The organism is Bradyrhizobium sp. (assembly GCF_017881085.1).
Taxonomy (GTDB): domain Bacteria; phylum Pseudomonadota; class Alphaproteobacteria; order Rhizobiales; family Xanthobacteraceae; genus Bradyrhizobium.
The window spans coordinates 14,100-30,536 of the sequence record NZ_JADGRI010000017.1 but is presented as its reverse complement, the minus strand read 5'-3'; the positions used below and the strand labels follow the sequence as shown (position 1 = coordinate 30,536).

Annotated in this window: 12 protein-coding genes; 3 read left to right on the top strand and 9 right to left on the bottom strand. The window is 64.3% G+C overall.

Going from position 1 to position 16,437, the window contains the following annotated elements:
- Positions 1–152: 152 nt before the first annotated feature.
- Positions 153–866, bottom strand: coding sequence for an alpha/beta hydrolase (locus tag QZ213_RS03270; RefSeq protein WP_291684617.1), 714 nt, complete (start codon positions 864–866; stop codon positions 153–155).
- A gap of 201 nt (positions 867–1,067) precedes the next feature.
- Between QZ213_RS03270 and QZ213_RS03265 the strand changes: the two genes are divergently transcribed.
- Positions 1,068–1,811 carry a sulfite exporter TauE/SafE family protein gene (locus tag QZ213_RS03265; RefSeq protein ID WP_291684616.1) on the top strand — a complete coding sequence of 248 codons (744 nt, stop codon included), beginning with the start codon at positions 1,068–1,070 and terminating at the stop codon, positions 1,809–1,811.
- Here QZ213_RS03265 and QZ213_RS03260 read toward each other — a convergent pair.
- The 6 genes from QZ213_RS03260 to QZ213_RS03235 all read right to left on the bottom strand — a co-directional run bounded on the left by QZ213_RS03260 (position 1,715) and on the right by QZ213_RS03235 (position 10,960).
- Positions 1,715–3,097 carry an O-antigen ligase family protein gene (locus QZ213_RS03260; RefSeq protein WP_291684615.1) on the bottom strand — a complete coding sequence of 461 codons (1,383 nt, stop codon included), beginning with the start codon at positions 3,095–3,097 and terminating at the stop codon, positions 1,715–1,717. The genes QZ213_RS03265 and QZ213_RS03260 overlap by 97 nt on opposite strands.
- A 117-nt stretch (positions 3,098–3,214) precedes the next feature.
- Positions 3,215–4,327: a helix-turn-helix transcriptional regulator gene (locus QZ213_RS03255; RefSeq protein ID WP_291684614.1), complete on the bottom strand. Its 1,113-nt coding sequence runs from the start codon at positions 4,325–4,327 to the stop codon at positions 3,215–3,217.
- A 231-nt stretch (positions 4,328–4,558) separates the two neighbouring features.
- Positions 4,559–5,905 carry an MATE family efflux transporter gene (locus QZ213_RS03250; RefSeq protein WP_291684613.1) on the bottom strand — a complete coding sequence of 449 codons (1,347 nt, stop codon included), beginning with the start codon at positions 5,903–5,905 and terminating at the stop codon, positions 4,559–4,561.
- Positions 5,906–5,912: 7 nt separating this feature from the next.
- Positions 5,913–7,715 (bottom strand): ABC transporter ATP-binding protein, encoded by a 1,803-nt coding sequence (locus tag QZ213_RS03245; protein ID WP_291684612.1) that lies wholly within the window; start codon positions 7,713–7,715, stop codon positions 5,913–5,915.
- 299 nt (positions 7,716–8,014) lie between these two features.
- Positions 8,015–9,601, bottom strand: coding sequence for a DHA2 family efflux MFS transporter permease subunit (locus QZ213_RS03240; protein WP_291684611.1), 1,587 nt, complete (start codon positions 9,599–9,601; stop codon positions 8,015–8,017).
- Positions 9,602–9,646: 45 nt separating this feature from the next.
- Positions 9,647–10,960: an HlyD family secretion protein gene (locus QZ213_RS03235; protein WP_291684610.1), complete on the bottom strand. Its 1,314-nt coding sequence runs from the start codon at positions 10,958–10,960 to the stop codon at positions 9,647–9,649.
- Between the two features lie 185 nt (positions 10,961–11,145).
- Between QZ213_RS03235 and QZ213_RS03230 the strand changes: the two genes are divergently transcribed.
- Positions 11,146–11,787 carry a TetR/AcrR family transcriptional regulator gene (locus tag QZ213_RS03230; protein WP_291684609.1) on the top strand — a complete coding sequence of 214 codons (642 nt, stop codon included), beginning with the start codon at positions 11,146–11,148 and terminating at the stop codon, positions 11,785–11,787.
- 181 nt (positions 11,788–11,968) lie between these two features.
- Here the strand turns inward: QZ213_RS03230 and QZ213_RS03225 are convergent, their stop codons facing one another.
- Both QZ213_RS03225 and QZ213_RS03220 read right to left on the bottom strand, forming a co-directional pair.
- Complete coding sequence (locus QZ213_RS03225; protein WP_291684608.1) at positions 11,969–13,219, bottom strand: BA14K family protein; 1,251 nt, start codon at positions 13,217–13,219, stop codon at positions 11,969–11,971.
- A gap of 348 nt (positions 13,220–13,567) precedes the next feature.
- Positions 13,568–14,806, bottom strand: coding sequence for an extensin family protein (locus QZ213_RS03220; RefSeq protein WP_291684607.1), 1,239 nt, complete (start codon positions 14,804–14,806; stop codon positions 13,568–13,570).
- A gap of 371 nt (positions 14,807–15,177) precedes the next feature.
- Here QZ213_RS03220 and QZ213_RS03215 point away from each other — a divergent pair, with 371 nt between their 5' ends.
- A complete protein-coding gene (locus QZ213_RS03215; protein ID WP_291684606.1) occupies positions 15,178–16,428 on the top strand; it encodes a FecR domain-containing protein in 1,251 nt (416 codons plus the stop codon).
- The last annotated feature ends 9 nt before the right edge of the window (positions 16,429–16,437 follow it).

The window sequence follows — 16,437 nt, the reverse complement described above, 5'->3', positions numbered from 1 at the left end:
TGGCCGTCACGTATCTCCTGCGCAAGCGGGCGATGCCCTACAAAACCCGGCTTACAGGCTGGCTGATATCTTTGAGCGAAAGCGTTTTCGAAGAAAACGTGTCTTGCCGAGAATGAGGGGTTCGGCGTAACGCGCCGGACCCCTCGCCAACTTTACGCCTGCTGGCCGACGATCTTCTGCAGCAACGCCATCAGCGCTTCCGGCGCCGTGACGTTGGGCGAATGGCTGGCGTCGATCTCGAAGTAATTCCACCCTGCCTCGCTCCTTGCGCGCCTGGCAAACGGACCAAAGGTGTCCGCGGGCGTGATGCGCGTGGCGTAGATATAGCTGCGCGGCAAGGTCAGTTTCCCGCCCCGCAGCCTGAGCGGCATTTCAAAACACTTGATCGGCATATCGACACGGCGCTCGGTCAGCCATTCCAGATCGGCTGGCGGCGTATCCGGCGGCGTCGGATTCGGCGGTACCCGCCAGCCGTCGCCGGATTTTGCGAGTGCGTGCATGTGCGGCCGCGCCGGCTCGTTGAGATCGAGCAGCGACTGGCCGTCGTCGGGCACGAACGCGTCGAGATAGATCAATTGCGAAATGCGGTCCCGCGCCCGGTCGGCGACGCCGGTCGCGACCATGCCGCCATAGCTGTGGCCGACCAGCACGATGTCGCGCAGGTCCTCATATTTGATGACGTTGAGGACGTCCTCAATGTGGGTTTCGAGATCGATCGAGGGGTTGGCCAGATGCGCCCGCTCGCCGAGCCCGGTGTAGGTCGGCGTCACCAGCCGATGCCCGCAGGCTGCCATCAGCGGATGCATCTTCTTCCACGCCCACCCTGCCGACCACGCGCCGTGGCAGACGAGAAAGGTTGCCCCCATGATGTTTTCCTTTTTGGGCCTGAACCGAATGCAATTGGCGATACTACCGGCCCGCTGGGTGATGTAAATGTTGCGCGCCAACTCTGAAGCGGTCATTCCGGGGCGATGCGAAGCATCGAACCAGGAATCTCGAGATTATCAGATGTGCAATTGCACATCACAGTTCGCTCGTTTCACTCGCGCCCCGGAATGACGGCGGAAATGACCGCGATAGCCTATGTGCTCTTGTTTTCCGGCGCGCTGGCCGGCGGCTTCGTGTCCGGCCTCGCCGGCTTCGGAACGGCGCTGATGGCGCTGGGGATATGGCTCTACGCGCTGCCGCCATCGGTAGCGGTGCCACTGGTTCTGATCTCTTCGATCGTCGCGCAGACCTCGACGCTGCCGTCGATCTGGCGGACCATCGACTTCCGCCTGGTGTGGCCGTTTCTGATCGGCGGCCTCGCGGGCGTGCCGCTGGGCACGCTGATGATCGCGCATGCCGATCCGCGGGTGTTCAAACTGAGCATCGGCGTGCTGCTGCTGGTGTTTCCGGCAGCACTCTATTTCGACCGCGCCCCGCTGGTGCCGCGTTTCGGCGGCCGCGCGGCCGACGGCATGGTCGGATTTGCCGGCGGAATTCTTGGCGGGCTCGCCGGTTTGTCCGGCCCGCTTCCGATCCTGTGGGCCAATTTGCGCGGCTGGGGCAAGGACGAGCGGCGCGGCATTTTCCAGACCTTCAACTGGACCATCCTGACCGCGTCGCTGGTCCTGCAGGCGGGCGCCGGCTTCGTCGGCACCGAAGTGCTTTGGCTTGCGGCGCTCGCCTTTCCGGCTACGCTGCTCGGCGCCTGGATCGGCGCGCGAACCTATCACGCGCTGAGCGACCAGAATTTCCGGGATGTCGTGCTTGGATTATTGTTTCTGTCCGGCATCGGCCTGGTCTGGAGCAGCGTCGGCGCGCACTGATTGTGATTTGCGACGTCATCGCGCCTCGCGCGCAGCACCATGCCGCCGGCGACGCCGACGCCGAGCACGTACATCCAGCCTTCCTGAAAATCGAACAGATGCGAATTGAACAGCGAGGTGGAGACATTCTGCACCGCCACCAGCAGCCCGATCCAGGCCGCCAGCCCTTCGCCGCGAAACAGCATGAGATGCACCAGCCACATCGCGTAGAGCAGAACGACGCCGACCACGCCCCATTGCACCGCCATGTTCAGGGTCTGATTATGCGGGTTGGAGACCACTTGGCCGCGGGCGCCAGTTGCACCCATCGCGGCCTTTTCGAACAGGCCGCGCGTGGTCCCGGTGCCATGACCGATCAACGGCGCCTCCGCGAAGAAGCGCAGCGATTTCTGCCAATATAGCAGCCGCGAACCTATGCCGGTCTCGTTGTTCTGAATTGAGGTGTATTGATAATCGGTGAAGAATTTCGAGACCGTGGCGCGCAACTGCGGCGATACGTTCCAGATCACCGCCGCCAGCAACGCAGCGGCGCACAATGCGATGATCGCCGCACGCCATCGCAAATGCAGCAGCGCGAACACCGCGATCATGATCGGCATCGTCACCAGCGCCGTACGCGAAACGACCACGAACATCATGTTGATCAGCAGACTGGCGGCGATGGCCGCGAACAGCGCCGCCAGCCGCACTCTGTTCGTTCGCAGCAGCGTCATGACGGGATAAGCGAGCCCGATCGCGCACAGCACGAACTCCTGGCTCTGGTCGATATAGTTCCTGACGACAATTCCGCTGGTGGGCGTGAAGGGCCCCCGCGAGAAATAGAGCTTCAGCGAGAGATTGGGATCGAGCGCGACCAGCCACGAGGCGATCATCAGCAGCAGACACGACGTCAAAAAGGCGATGAAAACCCACACGCCGCGCGACGAGCGTTCGCAATGGTAGAGCAGCAGCGGCAGCATCAGCAATTTCACGGTCGGCCCGACCGCGTGGAGACGTTCGCCCCACGGCGCGTCCGACCACAGCGTTCCCACCAGCGCCAAGGCGAACATCGCGATCGGCAGAGCGCAAATCGGGCGCTTCAGCGAGCGCCAAAATGCCGCCGCCTCGATCGTTGGGACCAGCGCGATCACCCACAGCGCAGTTGCGATCACGACGCCGGTCGTCGACCACGGCAGCAGAACCGCGATCAGCACCGTCGCGAGATCGACGTTCAGGATTCGCGCGAGCGGATCACGCCGGGCGGAAAGAACCAGCCCGAGCCCGGACCGGCCAGGCTCTCTTCTCACGGCTTCAGTCATGCGGCCCCTTGCGCGTCCGGACTTATCGCGAAAGCCTAGCGAAGCGGCCGGGGCGCCGCAATCCCGGCCGCTCAGGCTGGGATGGCTGGGACCCTTGGCGCCGGTTCAGTGCACCGGCGGATTGGAAAAGCCGGCTGCGATCTTGACGAGATCCGCCTGACGGTTGGTGCCGGTCTTGGCGAAGACCCGGTGCAGATGGGTCCTGACGGTGGATTCGGCGACACCGAGAGCCGCCGCCGTCTCCGGCACGCCCCCGACATCCACGATGGACACCATCACGCGCAGCTCGGCCGGCGTCAGATCGAAGCTGCGCGCGATGATTTCGCTGCCCGCTATTTCCAGCGCGACCTTTCGGACGAACAAGGCGGCAACTGACTTGCAGGCCGCGCCGGTCGCGCTGCGAGCCGCCGCGGTGAGCGGCAACAAGTGCGCGACATAACGTTCGCCGCCGAGGCCGATCATCGGCAAGGCGATGCACGCCGCGTCGGCCGCAATCTTGCCATGGCCGGTGAACGCCTTGCGCAAGGTCCGGTTGACCCGCGCATCGCGGGCGACAAGCTGCCCGTTGACCGAGCGCAGGACATCGCCCGCGCTGACGATGTCAAGGCCCGCGATATTCGCATGAACGATCCGGAAAGAGGCGTCGATCAGGAACATCGCGGCGCTGAGGCCGTTCAGGATGTCGGCAAAGGTCGAGGCTTCGGACACCGTTGCATCGATCGACTTGTTGATGAGCAGAGCCCGGCGCGCATGCGGCGCCACGGCCGCGATGCGGCGCCGCATGTCCGCATCGGCCATCCGGGCGCCCGGGAGGAACGTCAGCAGGTCCGCGCAATTCGGATCCGACTTATGCAGCACGACGTTCGCGACGTCGACGCAGCCCTGCGGGCGCAACCATTCCTGATAGAACGGGCCGCGACGATACTCGTCGTACTCCAGGAGATCGGGAATGCCCACGACTTGCCCGGAGGGCGGCAGGGTCGTGAGCGGATCGAACCGGGAATAGGCTTCGGAATAGAGCCGGATATAATGCGGATCGACCCCGCAATAATAATGTGTCTCTCCGAACTTGCTCTTCGAATCTTTCGAGATCAGCCCGCAGGCCTGGCTCCCGACGAAATCGTTGATCCCGACCACGACGTCATTCCACCGCGCGGGTTCGAGCGCCGCGTCGTAGATATCCTCGATGAGACCGGGAAGCCTGCTTGTTCGGGGCATGGTGGTCTGTGGTCTGCGGTAAGCTGGTATGGTGTTGGGCCAGTCGCGCCGGAGATGTGAACAGAACAGCATCCTCCGATCGGAGGATGCTGTTACACACGCTCCCGTAGGTGGGTCTTCGGAAGGCCGGTGAGGTTCACCGCCGGCGGCAAATTCTTGCGGCCGATCCCCTCGGTCCATCCCCTTTGAATGGGCTCTCATTTTGTCCAAGCCGGGATCGCCGCCTCCGCTTCAAGGCACGAGCGGCACCAGCCGTTTCCCGAATTCCCGACGCAGCAGCCACAAACTCAACGCCGCCTGCAGCGTCGTCGTTGCGATCGACAGATACCATATGTCCACGATGCGAAAACCCGACTGCGCGGACAGCCATATGACCGGCATCGCGTAGGTGATCAGGCGTGCGCCGGAACTCAACAGCACCGGTTTGGTGTTGCCCAACCCCTGAAACATCGCTGAGCACACGAAGATCAATCCCTGTGCGACGAGGTTCAGGGAGACCATCTGCAGGAACAGCGCGGCAACCGCCATGGTCTCGGCGTCCTTGGCAAGACCAGCCAGCAACAGATCCGGCCTCCATTGCGCCGCCATGGTGACGGCGATCATCAAGCCAGTACCTATCAGCGCGACTTTCTTGAACGTCTCCCGCACCCGCTCGCTGTTGCCAGCACCGAAATTCTGCCCGGCGATCGGTCCAGCCGCAAACGCAATGGCCATCGCGGGCACCTGAATGAGACCCATCACGCGCGATCCGATGCCGAAGCCCGCCTGGGCAGCCGCGCCAAAGCCGCTCAACGCATAATAGATGACGCCCATGTTGGCGAACATCATCGCGAACTCGCCGCCGGCGGGCAGGCCGATGTTCAGGATGCGTTTCCACTGCCTGAGCTGCGGGCGCAACAGCCGGCGATTGACCCCGACATAACGCTCCAGCCGGTGGAAATAGATCCACAGCATCAGCACGCCGATCAGCACCGCGATCGAACTCGCCAGCCCTGCCCCGGCAACGCCCAGGGCGCGCCCCGTGCCCCAGCCCGCGATCAGAACCGGAGCAAGCACGATGTTGAGGCCGATCGCGAGCGCCTGCACGACCATGGTCGGCCGCACGATGCCAGTGCCGCGCAAGGCGGACGACATCACCAGGAGAGCGAACTGCAGCGCGAGCGCGGGGATGAACCAGATCAGGTACGTCGTTCCGGCCTCGATGGTGGCTTGGTCTGCGGCGACCGTGCGCATGTAACCGCGCGCGAAGACCGTTCCGGCAACCCACGTCAACAGCCCGCACGCCGCGGACAGACCCAGCGACTGGTTGAATACCAGATTGGCATCGGCCCGATCCTTGCGGCCCACGGCATGCGCGATCAGCGCCATGGTTCCCACGCTGAGCACCTGCATCAAGGCATTGATGAGAAATCCGGCGTTGCCGGCCGCCGACACGCCCGCGACGGCGGCGTCGCCGAGGCCTGACACAAAATAAAGATCGATCAGCCCGCACAGCATCATCATGATCATGCCGGCAAAGATCGGGGGAGCCATGGTCAGGATGTGGCTGACGATGGAGCCTTCCGTGAGATCTTTCATATCGCCCTCACCCCGCCGCCGAGATCGCGGCGAATTCGGTCGCCTGGCGCTCGAACAGCCCGCGATAGATTCCGTCCGGACGAACCGCGAGCGAAGCATGTGTGCCCTGCTCGACGATCTCGCCGCGGTCGAACACCAGGATGCGGTCGAGGCTGCGCACCGTCGAGAGCCGGTGCGCGATCACGATCGAGGTACGGCCCTTCATCAGCCGTTCCATCGCCTGCTGGATCAATGCTTCCGATTCGGAATCCAGGCTCGAGGTCGCCTCGTCGAGGATCAGGACCGGCGCGTCCGCCAGAAACGCGCGCGCCAGCGCGACGCGCTGCCGCTCGCCGCCCGACAGCTTGACGCCGCGTTCGCCGACCAGCGTGCCGTAGCCCTTCGGCAGCCGCAGGATGAACTCGTGCGCGTTGGCGAGCCGCGCCGCCTGCTCGATCGCCGCCATGGAAGCGCCGGGCCGGCCATAGGCGATGTTCTCGGCAAGCGAGCGGTGAAACAGGATCGGGTCCTGCTGCACGATCGCGATCTGGCTGCGCAGCGATTGCTGCGTCGCCTTCGCGATGTCCTGGCCGTCGATCAGGATCTTTCCGCCCGAGACGTCGTAGAGCCGCTGCACCAGTTTTACAAACGTGGTCTTGCCGGAGCCGGAGCGACCGACCAGGCCAACGCGTTCGCCGGCGCGGATGTCGACCGACAGGCCGTCATAGAGCGGCGCACGGTGGCCGCCGTAATGGAATGTCACGTGATCGAACACGATGCGTCCGCCCTGGATGTCGACCGGCCGCGCATCCGGCGCATCGGCGATGCCGATCGCCTCGTCGTGGATGGCGACGAGTTCCTCCATGTCGTTAACCGAACGCTGCAGATTGTTGATGTGCATGCCGACGTCGCGCAGATAAGCGTGGATGATGTAGTAGCTGGTCAGCACATAGGTGACGTCGCCGGGCGACGCGCGGCCCGCGATCCACAGCAGCAGCGCGCCGCCGATCACGGAGGCGCGCAGGCACAAGAGCACCGAGAGCTGCGCGGTGGAAGTGTAGTTGTAGCGCAGCCAGGTCCGCCGCACGCGCGTGCGCCACCGGCTGATGACGCGCGCCAGCCGAGCGTCCTCGCGCGCCTCCGCGCCGAAGGATTTCACCACCGCGTTGCAGGTCAAGGCATCGGCCAGCGTGCCGCCGACCTTGGTGTCCCAGGCGTTGGAGACACGGGCTGCCGGCGCGATGTAGCGCGTCGAGAAGATCACGGTCATCGACACATAGGCGAGCGCGCCGACGGCAATGACGACACCGAGCGAACTCCAGTGCAGCCCTAGCAGGATCATCGATCCCAGCAACACGACCAGTGACGGCAGCAGCGCCATCAGGATGGTGTCGTTGAGCAGATCGAGCGCCCACATGCCGCGGGTGATCTTGCGCACGGTCGAGCCGGCGAAGCTGTTGGCGTGCCAGTCGGTGGAGAAGCGCTGCACCCGCATGAAGGCGTCGCGCGCCACGTCGGACATGATCCGCAGCGTGAACGGCACGATCGCCTGCAGCCCGACCAGGCGCAGGACCATCGAGGCGAGACCGAGCGCCACGATCCCGCCGAACGCCGCGATCGCAGCCCGCCTGGCGGAGGGATCGGCAGCGCCAGACGTCATCGCGTCGACGAGGTGGCCGGAGAACACCGGCATGAACAGGTCGGCCACGGTGGCGCCCAACAGGCCGCCGGCAACGACGGCGGCGCCGACCGGCTGCTCGAGCCAGTGGCGGAATACGAAGGGCAGCACCACGCGGATGGCGGCGGGTCGCTTGTCGCGGGAGGCGGTCATGGCGTCATCCGGGTGGCGGCAGGCCGCGCACGCCGGCTCCATTGCTTGACGCGAGGACGGCATCGAGCCGAGCGCAGGCGTCGTTGATATCAATGACTTACTGGGAAGCTTGGGGTGATCGGGAGGTGGGCCCGATCGCTGCTGACGGAGATGGCCTTAGAGGCCCGAACCAACGTCCAGCATGAGCATCGGACGCGGGCGTTCGATCTGCGAATATGACGAAATCATGCAAATCCTCCCCGGTTCGAGCGATGACGCGACGCTTATAAATGCATCGCGGCCGATTTGCAATATTTCGGTTAGTGCCCCGGTTCTGCCGTCACCGAGGCCGGCTTCTTCAAGAGCATCACCAGCAACGTGAGGCCGACATAGAACAGCGTCAGCATGAAGAAGGCATCGCCATATCCCATCACCACCGCCTGGCGATGAACGATCTGGGACAATTGCTTCATCGCCATCAGCGCAGCATCGCCCATGCCCTGCAGCCGCTGGGTGAACATGTTGAGCGTCTCGACGGCGGTGGCGTTGCCCCACGTCACCCGCTCCTGCAGCCGCGAGATGTGCAGGTCGGTGCGCTCATTCAGTACCTGATTGATGACGGCAAGCCCGACCGCGCCGCCGAGATTGCGCGTCAGATTGAACAGCCCCGAGGCGTTCTTCACCCGGTTCGGTGCCAGGGTGCCGAGGGCGATGGTATTGGTCGGCACCATCGCGAACATCATGCCGATCCCGCGCAGGATTTGCGGCACCAACAGTTCATAGAAGTCGTAGTCGCGGGTGATCCAGGTCATCTGATAGGAGCCGAGCGCAAAGATGACGAGGCCGAGGACGATGATCAGCCGCATATCGACCCGCTGCATCAGACGCCCGACGAGCGGCGCGGTCAGGAACATGGTGATGCCGGAGATGAACATGGTCTCGCCGATCATCATCGCACTGTAGCCGCGCACCTCCGCCAGATAGCGCGGATAGATGTAGGTCAGGCCATAAAGGCCGATGCCGATGCAGAACGAGATCAGGCAGCCAACGGCGAAATTGCGGTCGTTGAAGGCCCTGATATCGACGATCGGCTCGTTCGCCGTCAGCACCCGGTAGAAGAAGGCGATCGCGGAGACCCCGCAAACCGCGGCGCAGACCGCGACCGAGGTGTCCTGCAGCCACTCATATTGCGGCCCTTCCTCGAGCACATACTCCAGCGCGCCGAGAAAGCCCGCCATGTAGATCAGGCCCCACCAGTCGAAATGGTCGAGCAGCTTGAAATTCGGCTGGTCGAAATCCACCAGCGCCAGCACGCCGATGGTGATGCCGATGCCGGGGATGATGTTGATGAAGAACAGCCAGTGCCACGACATCAAGTCGGTGATGTATCCGCCCACCGTCGGGCCGACGGTCGGTGCGAGCGTTGCGACCAGACCGATGATCGGACCGACGATATGGAATTTCGAACGCGGAAACACCGTATAGGCCGAGGCGAAAACCGTCGGGATCATGCCCGCGCCCAAAAACCCCTGGATCGCGCGCCACAGGATCATCTGCTCGATCGACGAGGCGAACCCGCACAGGAAGCTCGCGATGGTGAACCCGGCGGCCGAAATCGCAAACAGCAGGCGGGTGCCGAGCGCGCGCGACAGGAATCCGGACAACGGAATCGCGATCACTTCCGCGATCAGATACGAGGTCTGGACCCATGACACCTCGCTCGAACTCGCCGACAGGCCGGCCTGGATTTCGCTGAGCGACGCCGAGACCACCTGGATGTCCAGGATCGACATGAACATCCCGAATACCATGATCAGAAACGCAATCAGCCGGCGCGGCGGGATGCGTTCAGCGGCCGCGGGAACAGCGGCCATCATGGCAGGCGGGGCGGTGGTGGCGTTGGCCATGATCTCAGATGCTCACAGTCGGGCGCACCGCCCGATGGCTCGGGATTATTGCGGGTGGATCATGGTCGGTGAGTCGAGGTCGACTTCGCTGTCGGCGTCGGCCGCGCCCTCCCTGGTATCGACGGTCGCATAGACCGACATGCCCGCCCGCAAGAGGTTTTGCCTCGCGACGTCCTTGGGCACGCGCACGCGAACCGGCAGCCGCTGCACGATCTTGGTGAAGTTGCCGGTGGCGTTGTCCGGCGGCAGCAGCGTGAACACCGAACCCGCCGCGGGCGAGATGCTGTCGACAAAGCCGGCAAACTTGCGATGGCCATAGGCGTCGACCGAGATCGTCACCGGCTGGCCCGGACGGATGCGCTTGAGTTGCGTCTCCTTGAAGTTGGCGTCGATGAAGACGTCATCGAGCGGCACGACATTGGCCAGCCGCTGCCCGACCACGACGAAGTCGCCGGTATTGACCAGACGGTTGGCGAACGTGCCGTCGACCGGCGCGCGCACCGACGTGAAGTCGAGGTCGCGCTGGGCCTTTGCCAGCGACGTCTGCAATTCGGCGAGCTGCGCGCGGGCCTCGGCCTGCTGGGCTTTTGTCACTTCGACATTGTCGCGCGCGGCGTCATAGGCGGCCTGCGCCGCCTTCACGCCCGCCGCGCCCTGGTCGCGGCCGGCCTCGGACTGTTCGAACGTGGCGTGCGTGGCAAAACCCTTGGTGCTCAGCGTCTGCTGTCTGTCGTAGTCGAGGTTGGCCCGCTTCATGCCGGCTTCGGCGGAGACAAGTTGCGCCTTCGCCTGTTCGACCGCACTTTCCTGTGCGGTGACCTGGCGGCCGATCCGGTCGATGGTGGCTTGCTGGGTGGCGATCTTGGTGCGCGCGGCGTCGACCGCGATGCGATAATCGCCGTCGTCGATCCGAAAGATCACATCGCCGGTGTGAACCACGGCGTTGTCGCCGGGAAGGATCGCCGCGATGTGTCCCGACACCCGCGCGCCGAGCGTGGTGTTGTTGGCGCGCACATAGGCGTCGTCGGTGGAGACGTAGAAGCGTCCGACCAGAACATAATTGATGCCGTAGGCGGCGGCGGCAAGCGCGAGCAGCACGACAATGCCAATCAGGACCAGCCTGCGCTTTCCCGATTTCGGCGCGGCGGAAGCGGCAGCCGCTGGAGCCGCCGGTGCGGCGGTGGGCTTTTCGGTCGCGGGGCTCGCCGGCTTCTCCGCGGGGCGGCGCGCGGTCTCATCGGAAAGATGCGCCCGAAGCTGCTCGGCAAGAGCCGCCGTGTCGCGTGCGGGGTCATCGCTCTCCACCGTATCCGGCTCGGAACGAAGCATACGCGCGGCCTGGTCTCTTACTGCGGCCATTCAGGCCTCCCCATCACAAAATCGGCGTTGCACCTTCGGCCCAGGACAGGCCTCACCGCAGCGCCAGTTCAAATTAACATTGACCGAACGGTTCGGTCAAGCTACATAAGTATAGCAGGCACCCTAGAGGGCAGTTCCTTCCGAGGCGTTTCACAAGCGGGAATCTTTCCAGAGAAGCTAAACTAATGGTTGCAGCCAACAGCATTAATACGGTCGTCCTGGGCGACGAAGACAGCACGAAGCGCCAGCAAATCCTCGCCGGTGCCAGCAAGGTCTTCATGGATCTGGGCTTTGATGGCGCCAGCATGGGCGAGATCGCCCGCGCAGCCGGGGTCTCCAAGGGGACGCTGTACGTCTATTTCGCCGACAAGAACCGGCTGTTCGAGGCCATCGTCGAGCAGGAAATGCTCGACCAGCAAAAGATCGCCTTCAATTTCGACCCCGGGCGCGACGTGCCGACCACGCTTCGCGAGTTCGGCCAGGCCTATATCGAATTGCTGTGCCGGCCGGGCGGCGGATCGGCGATTCGCACCGTGATGGCGATCGCCGAGCGGATGCCGGAGGTCGGTCGCCGCTATTACGAGCAGTCGCTGGAAAAGACCATCAACCGCTTCGCCGCCTATCTCGAAATGCATGTGCAGGCGAGCGAGCTTGCGATCCCCGACTGCCAACTCGCGGCGTCGCAATTCATGCAGATGTGCCAGGCGTCGCTGTTTCTGCGCTTCATCTTCCAGGCGTCGCCCCCGCCTTCGTCCGCGCGCATCGCCGAAGTGGTCGAAAGCGCGACCCGGATGTTTTTGGCGGCCTATCAGGTGAAGGCGGGCTGAGCGAAGACCGCGGGCGTTTTGAAGAGAGATCGTCATCACCGGGCTTGACCCGGTGATCCATCCTGTTCGAAAAAAACTTGTTACAAAGATTGATGGATGCCCGGATCAAGTCCGGGCATGACGAATGTGTTTGCTGTCGAGGTTGAGGATCGCTTCGCACACGATGAGCGGAGTTGGCCGCTTAGGGTCGTGCCTTCAAGGAGCGAGGCGAAAGGGGAAGGTCGAGAATCTTGAAGCCTGCGATGACGGGAAACCCCTCCGCCGCGTCCGCAGATACCAGAGCCAGAATTGCCGCCGGCACCCCTCCGTTGAGCAGCCGCGTGATCGCCGCCGTTTGACCCACGCTGAGCTGGATATCCGGCGCCCCCGCTGCAACGATCGCGGTCCTGACACTGCCGATGGACGCGGAATATTTATCGTCGATCGCAATCGTCTTGCCGGTCAGATCGGAGACCGACGTGATGTCCGGACCAGCCATGACAACGGCAACCAGAAGGTCCACGTCATTCGCCGATGCAGATGCGGTCTTTTCGGCATTGCCGCGGACCGGCGTTTCCGCGCGGCCGGGCTCGTCCGTGCCATTCGCTTTCATGTCCGGCGGCGGGGCCGCGGCGGCAAGCGTCAAATGCTCCGCGACCATCGTGGCGGCTGCGACCTGTGCCTCGATCGTTCTGGTCTTGGAACTCGCATCGTCGGCGGTGGAACGCGAATCGGCGATGGTTGCAGTTGTCGCACTGGAGTCCACGGCGGCAGCGCTACCCTCGGACTGCGGCGGCGCCTTCGATGAATCAGGCGGAAGCGGGACGCGGGCTGCCGGAGGCCCGGCTTTCGCAGCGATCGTGGTGGAAATCAGCTCTCGGCACGGACGGCGCTGTCGGTCAAGAGCCCTGTAGGTGCCGGATGCCGGATCGTAGCTGCGAAAGTGCATGCAGCCGGGCGGCCCGATGGTGCGCCCTCGTGCCTCGCGCTCGACACGCTTGGGCAACGGAATTGTACCAACCGTTTCAGGTGCCGGTGTGCTCTTCTCCGGCACCACGCTTTCCTGTTGCTTTGCGGCGGTGCTTTCTTTCACCGCCGCCGGTTTCTCTTCCGCGGCGGCGGGTTTCCTTTCCGCGGTCACGGAATTCACGTCTGCGGTCTTCAGCCCCGTGGTATCGGGTTGCGCAGTCGTGGCAGCCGGTTTCTGGTTCTCTTCAGCCGAGGTTTTCTGATTGGCGGCCTTCTGTCGTTCGATGAACTCCTTGCATCGATACGGGAAAACGGTTTCTCCGGAACCGGTCAGTCCGATCGGCCTGCAGCCCCCGGCTGGTGCGCGTTCTGCGGCAGCGGCCCTTGGATTTCCCGACTCAATTTTCTGCGGAAGCGCTGCACCGCCCATTATCCCGAGAAGGACAAGGCACAGCGCGCCCACCCGCACGATGCCGACAGCCAATGTGCGCTTCATACCAATCACTCAATCAACATACACTCGATCAAACGAAGGCTTCACCACGACTTCTTGGCATGCGCGTGGCACGATGAGGACCGCGTGAAGGTCGCGACAGGGCAAACAGATGGCCGGAGCATGACGATCCGGAGGATGCCTAATGGATTGGCGGCGTCGGGATCACGGACTCGGAAAATGCACTGTTTTGAGGCGCTTCGAGTTCGCTTCCGGGCGCGAAACGGACCTGCCGCAGCCGACGCCGCACCTCTACTCGTGGGGGATCAGTAGACCTCGCTCAGGCAGGGACGGACGGAATCGCCGCCGCAAGCGCTCGAACCGGGGACGCGAGAGGCGCTACTCGTCCTCGAATTCGTCTTCCTCGTCGATCCTGGCCTTGCGATGTATCGCGATCTTCTTGCCGCCGAGCGATCCCGTCACATAAGGTTCGCGCGAGGCATAGGGGTTGCGTCCCGCCGCGCGCGCGGCGATTTCCTCGCCCGACATCGCGGCCGGCTGGCAGATCAGGCGCCTCGAGGCGCGGCGCATCAGGTCGACGTGGATGTGATCGAAGTGATAGGCGTTGGAGCCCGGCGCCAGCACGGTGGTGAACTGCTGGCAGGCCGTGGCCTGCACGTCGTGCAGGAAGCCCTGCTCTTCCGGCAGCCCCTTCCAGCCGTCCTTGACCGAAATGTGCCTTCCGTCGGCGAGCGTGAAGCCCGCGATATCCAGCGCGTTGCCGAAGGCATGCTCGGAGATATGCGCATACGAGTTGCCGTTCATGCCGCGGCAGGAATAGGCGGAGATCTGCTTGATCTCGACGACGCGCGCGCCGAACCAGCGCATCGCTGCCGGCTGCACGGAGACAGCGAGCCAGCGGTCGAGCACCGAGACGATCGGACAGGCGAGCGTCGCCACCGGCTTCACCGCGACCGGTCCGACCGCGGTGACGGAATTGCCTTGCGGCGGCCCAAGCCGCGGCAGCGGCGCGGCAGGCTGCGAATAGGGCGCGGCCGCGCGGTCGCGTGGCGGATAGGCCGGCGCCGCCATGTAAGGCGCCGGAACCTGTCTATTCGTTGCTGACGGCGGGCTTGCGCCCGGCATGCCCTCGGGCGGCAGCTCGGTGTCGTCTTCCTCGGGCGCTCCGCCCGGCGGAGCCAACGAAATCGGGCCACCCGGCGCGGAGCCGTAGCCCGTCTGCCGCGACGCGTTAGCCGAGTAAGGCGGTGCGCGATAAGGCGATGCCGCGGGATAATTCGGTGCCGATGGCGGTGGCTGCGCGACCGGCCAGCGCGGCTGATTGCCGATCAAACCGGGCGGCCGCAAATCTTCATCCGCAAAGCCGTAACTTCCGCTGCTTTCGCCGAGCGCTGCAACCTTCAGCGGGAACTCGGCGCCGCAGACTCCCGGCCCCGAAATCGGGTCGATCCGGACCAGTTCCGGGCTCTCCTTGACCGCGCCGGATTTCAGGCACGCGATTTCGGCCTCGGCCCGCCATGGTTCGCGCTCCGCGGACTGAAAAAATCCACGGCCGCAGCCCGCCAACGAGACAAGGACGAAGGAGCCGACGAGATACAAACGAACTCCGCGCGTCATCCGCGCAGGTTGGGCGAATTTATTTAAGGACTCTTCAACATCATGTTTTCACTATTCTTTAACCACGCTGCGCACCGTGGCGAAGTGACGGAGGGACAGTGAAGCTGACTTTTCCGCAACGACCGGATCGTTATCCTTGTCTGTACGGGCAGCGGACGTGAACCAGGGAGCGTTCCCAATGACCTTCACGGGTCCATTCGTCAGCAAAGTGAGCGTCGTCGTCGCGTATGTTGCATTCGCCTTTGTCGGAGCCATTGTGTTCGGCATGTTCTAGCGTTCAGTTCCCCCAGACATCACAACGCCCGGCGGTCTTGGATTTTTCCAGCCGCCGGGCGTTTTCATGCGCATGCCTCTTCGGAAACTGACTTGAAGTGCCGCCCCATGAAATTCACCGGCCGTTCAGCCTGCCGGGCTCTCAATCCCTCACCAACCATCGGGGCGATTCGATCGTGACGGGGCAACGGTTTTCGTGCGCGGCTTTCCTGACGTGCTGGCTGGCGATCGCCGGCACGCATCATGCCAGCGCGATGGCGCCGCCTTTCGGGACCGAGCATGCGGCGCCGATGTCGGACGCAAGGTCCGGCCTGAAACGACTAGCGCAGACCCAGCCGGCACAAGCGCCGGCACCGGCCGCGGCGCCCTCGCCTGCTCCTTCCGCCGACGCCGAACCGATCGGCAATGTCGCGACGCTCACCGGCAGCGCGACCGTCACCCGCAACAATGCATCGGCGCCGCTGCGTCTGCAGGACGACATTTTCCAGGGCGACGTGCTGCAGACACAGGCAAACTCGGCGCTTGGCGTCACCTTCAACGACGCCACCACCTTCAATCTCACCGCCAGCGCCAGGATCACGGTCGACAGTTACGTCTATGAAGACGGCGGCAAGCAGAACGGCGCGCTGTTCAATGTCGCCAGGGGCACCGTGGCCTTCGTTGCCGCGGCCGTCGCCCACACCGGCGACATGCGGATCTCGACGCCGACGGCGACGCTCGGCATTCGCGGCACCACCGGCCTGATCGAGGTGCCGCAAGGCGCCTCCGCGGCCAACGCCAGCAATGTCGCGATCAAGCTTTATCCCGACGCCGACGGCCGGGTCGGCCGCATCGAGGTCAACGGCCGTGACGGCTCGCGGCTTGGTTTCCTCACCCAGGGCTCGAGCGGTTTCACCATTCGGCCCGGCGCCATGGGACGCTTCGCGGCGGTACCGCTCGTGATTTCGCCGCAGCAGGCGTTGCGCGATCAGGGCATCGTGCGCCAGGTGCACGCCGCGCAGAGCGTCGGCCGCCAGATCGTCACGCAACGCCGCATTCAGCGCCAGCAGAATCCGAATCAAAATCAGAGACGCATCAATCCGGGCGCCAACCCGGCCCGTCAGCCCGGCCTGCAGAAACAGAACGGCCTGCCGCAGCGGCCCGGTACACCGCAGCAACCCGGTTCGCCGCGCGAACCTGCCTTGCCGAACCGTGCGGGCCAGCCGCAATTGCCGCAGCCGCCGGCCTTGCAGCAACGGCCGAATGCGCCCGGCCTTCGGCAACCCGGATTGCAGAACCGGCCCACGCTGTTGCCGCGGCGGCCGCTCTTGCCGGCGCCCAAGGGAAAGCCACGCAAGGAAAGGCATTAGGACCGCTTC

Coding starts and splice junctions, on each gene's coding strand:
- QZ213_RS03245 (WP_291684612.1), bottom strand. CDS start 7,715: ATGACCGCCTCCCGCGACAAGCGACCCGCCGCCATCCGCGTGGTGCTG.
- QZ213_RS03265 (WP_291684616.1), top strand. CDS start 1,068: ATGACCGCGATAGCCTATGTGCTCTTGTTTTCCGGCGCGCTGGCCGGC.
- QZ213_RS03255 (WP_291684614.1), bottom strand. CDS start 4,327: ATGCCCCGAACAAGCAGGCTTCCCGGTCTCATCGAGGATATCTACGAC.
- QZ213_RS03270 (WP_291684617.1), bottom strand. CDS start 866: ATGGGGGCAACCTTTCTCGTCTGCCACGGCGCGTGGTCGGCAGGGTGG.
- QZ213_RS03250 (WP_291684613.1), bottom strand. CDS start 5,905: ATGAAAGATCTCACGGAAGGCTCCATCGTCAGCCACATCCTGACCATG.
- QZ213_RS03220 (WP_291684607.1), bottom strand. CDS start 14,806: ATGACGCGCGGAGTTCGTTTGTATCTCGTCGGCTCCTTCGTCCTTGTC.
- QZ213_RS03240 (WP_291684611.1), bottom strand. CDS start 9,601: ATGGCCAACGCCACCACCGCCCCGCCTGCCATGATGGCCGCTGTTCCC.
- QZ213_RS03235 (WP_291684610.1), bottom strand. CDS start 10,960: ATGGCCGCAGTAAGAGACCAGGCCGCGCGTATGCTTCGTTCCGAGCCG.
- QZ213_RS03230 (WP_291684609.1), top strand. CDS start 11,146: ATGGTTGCAGCCAACAGCATTAATACGGTCGTCCTGGGCGACGAAGAC.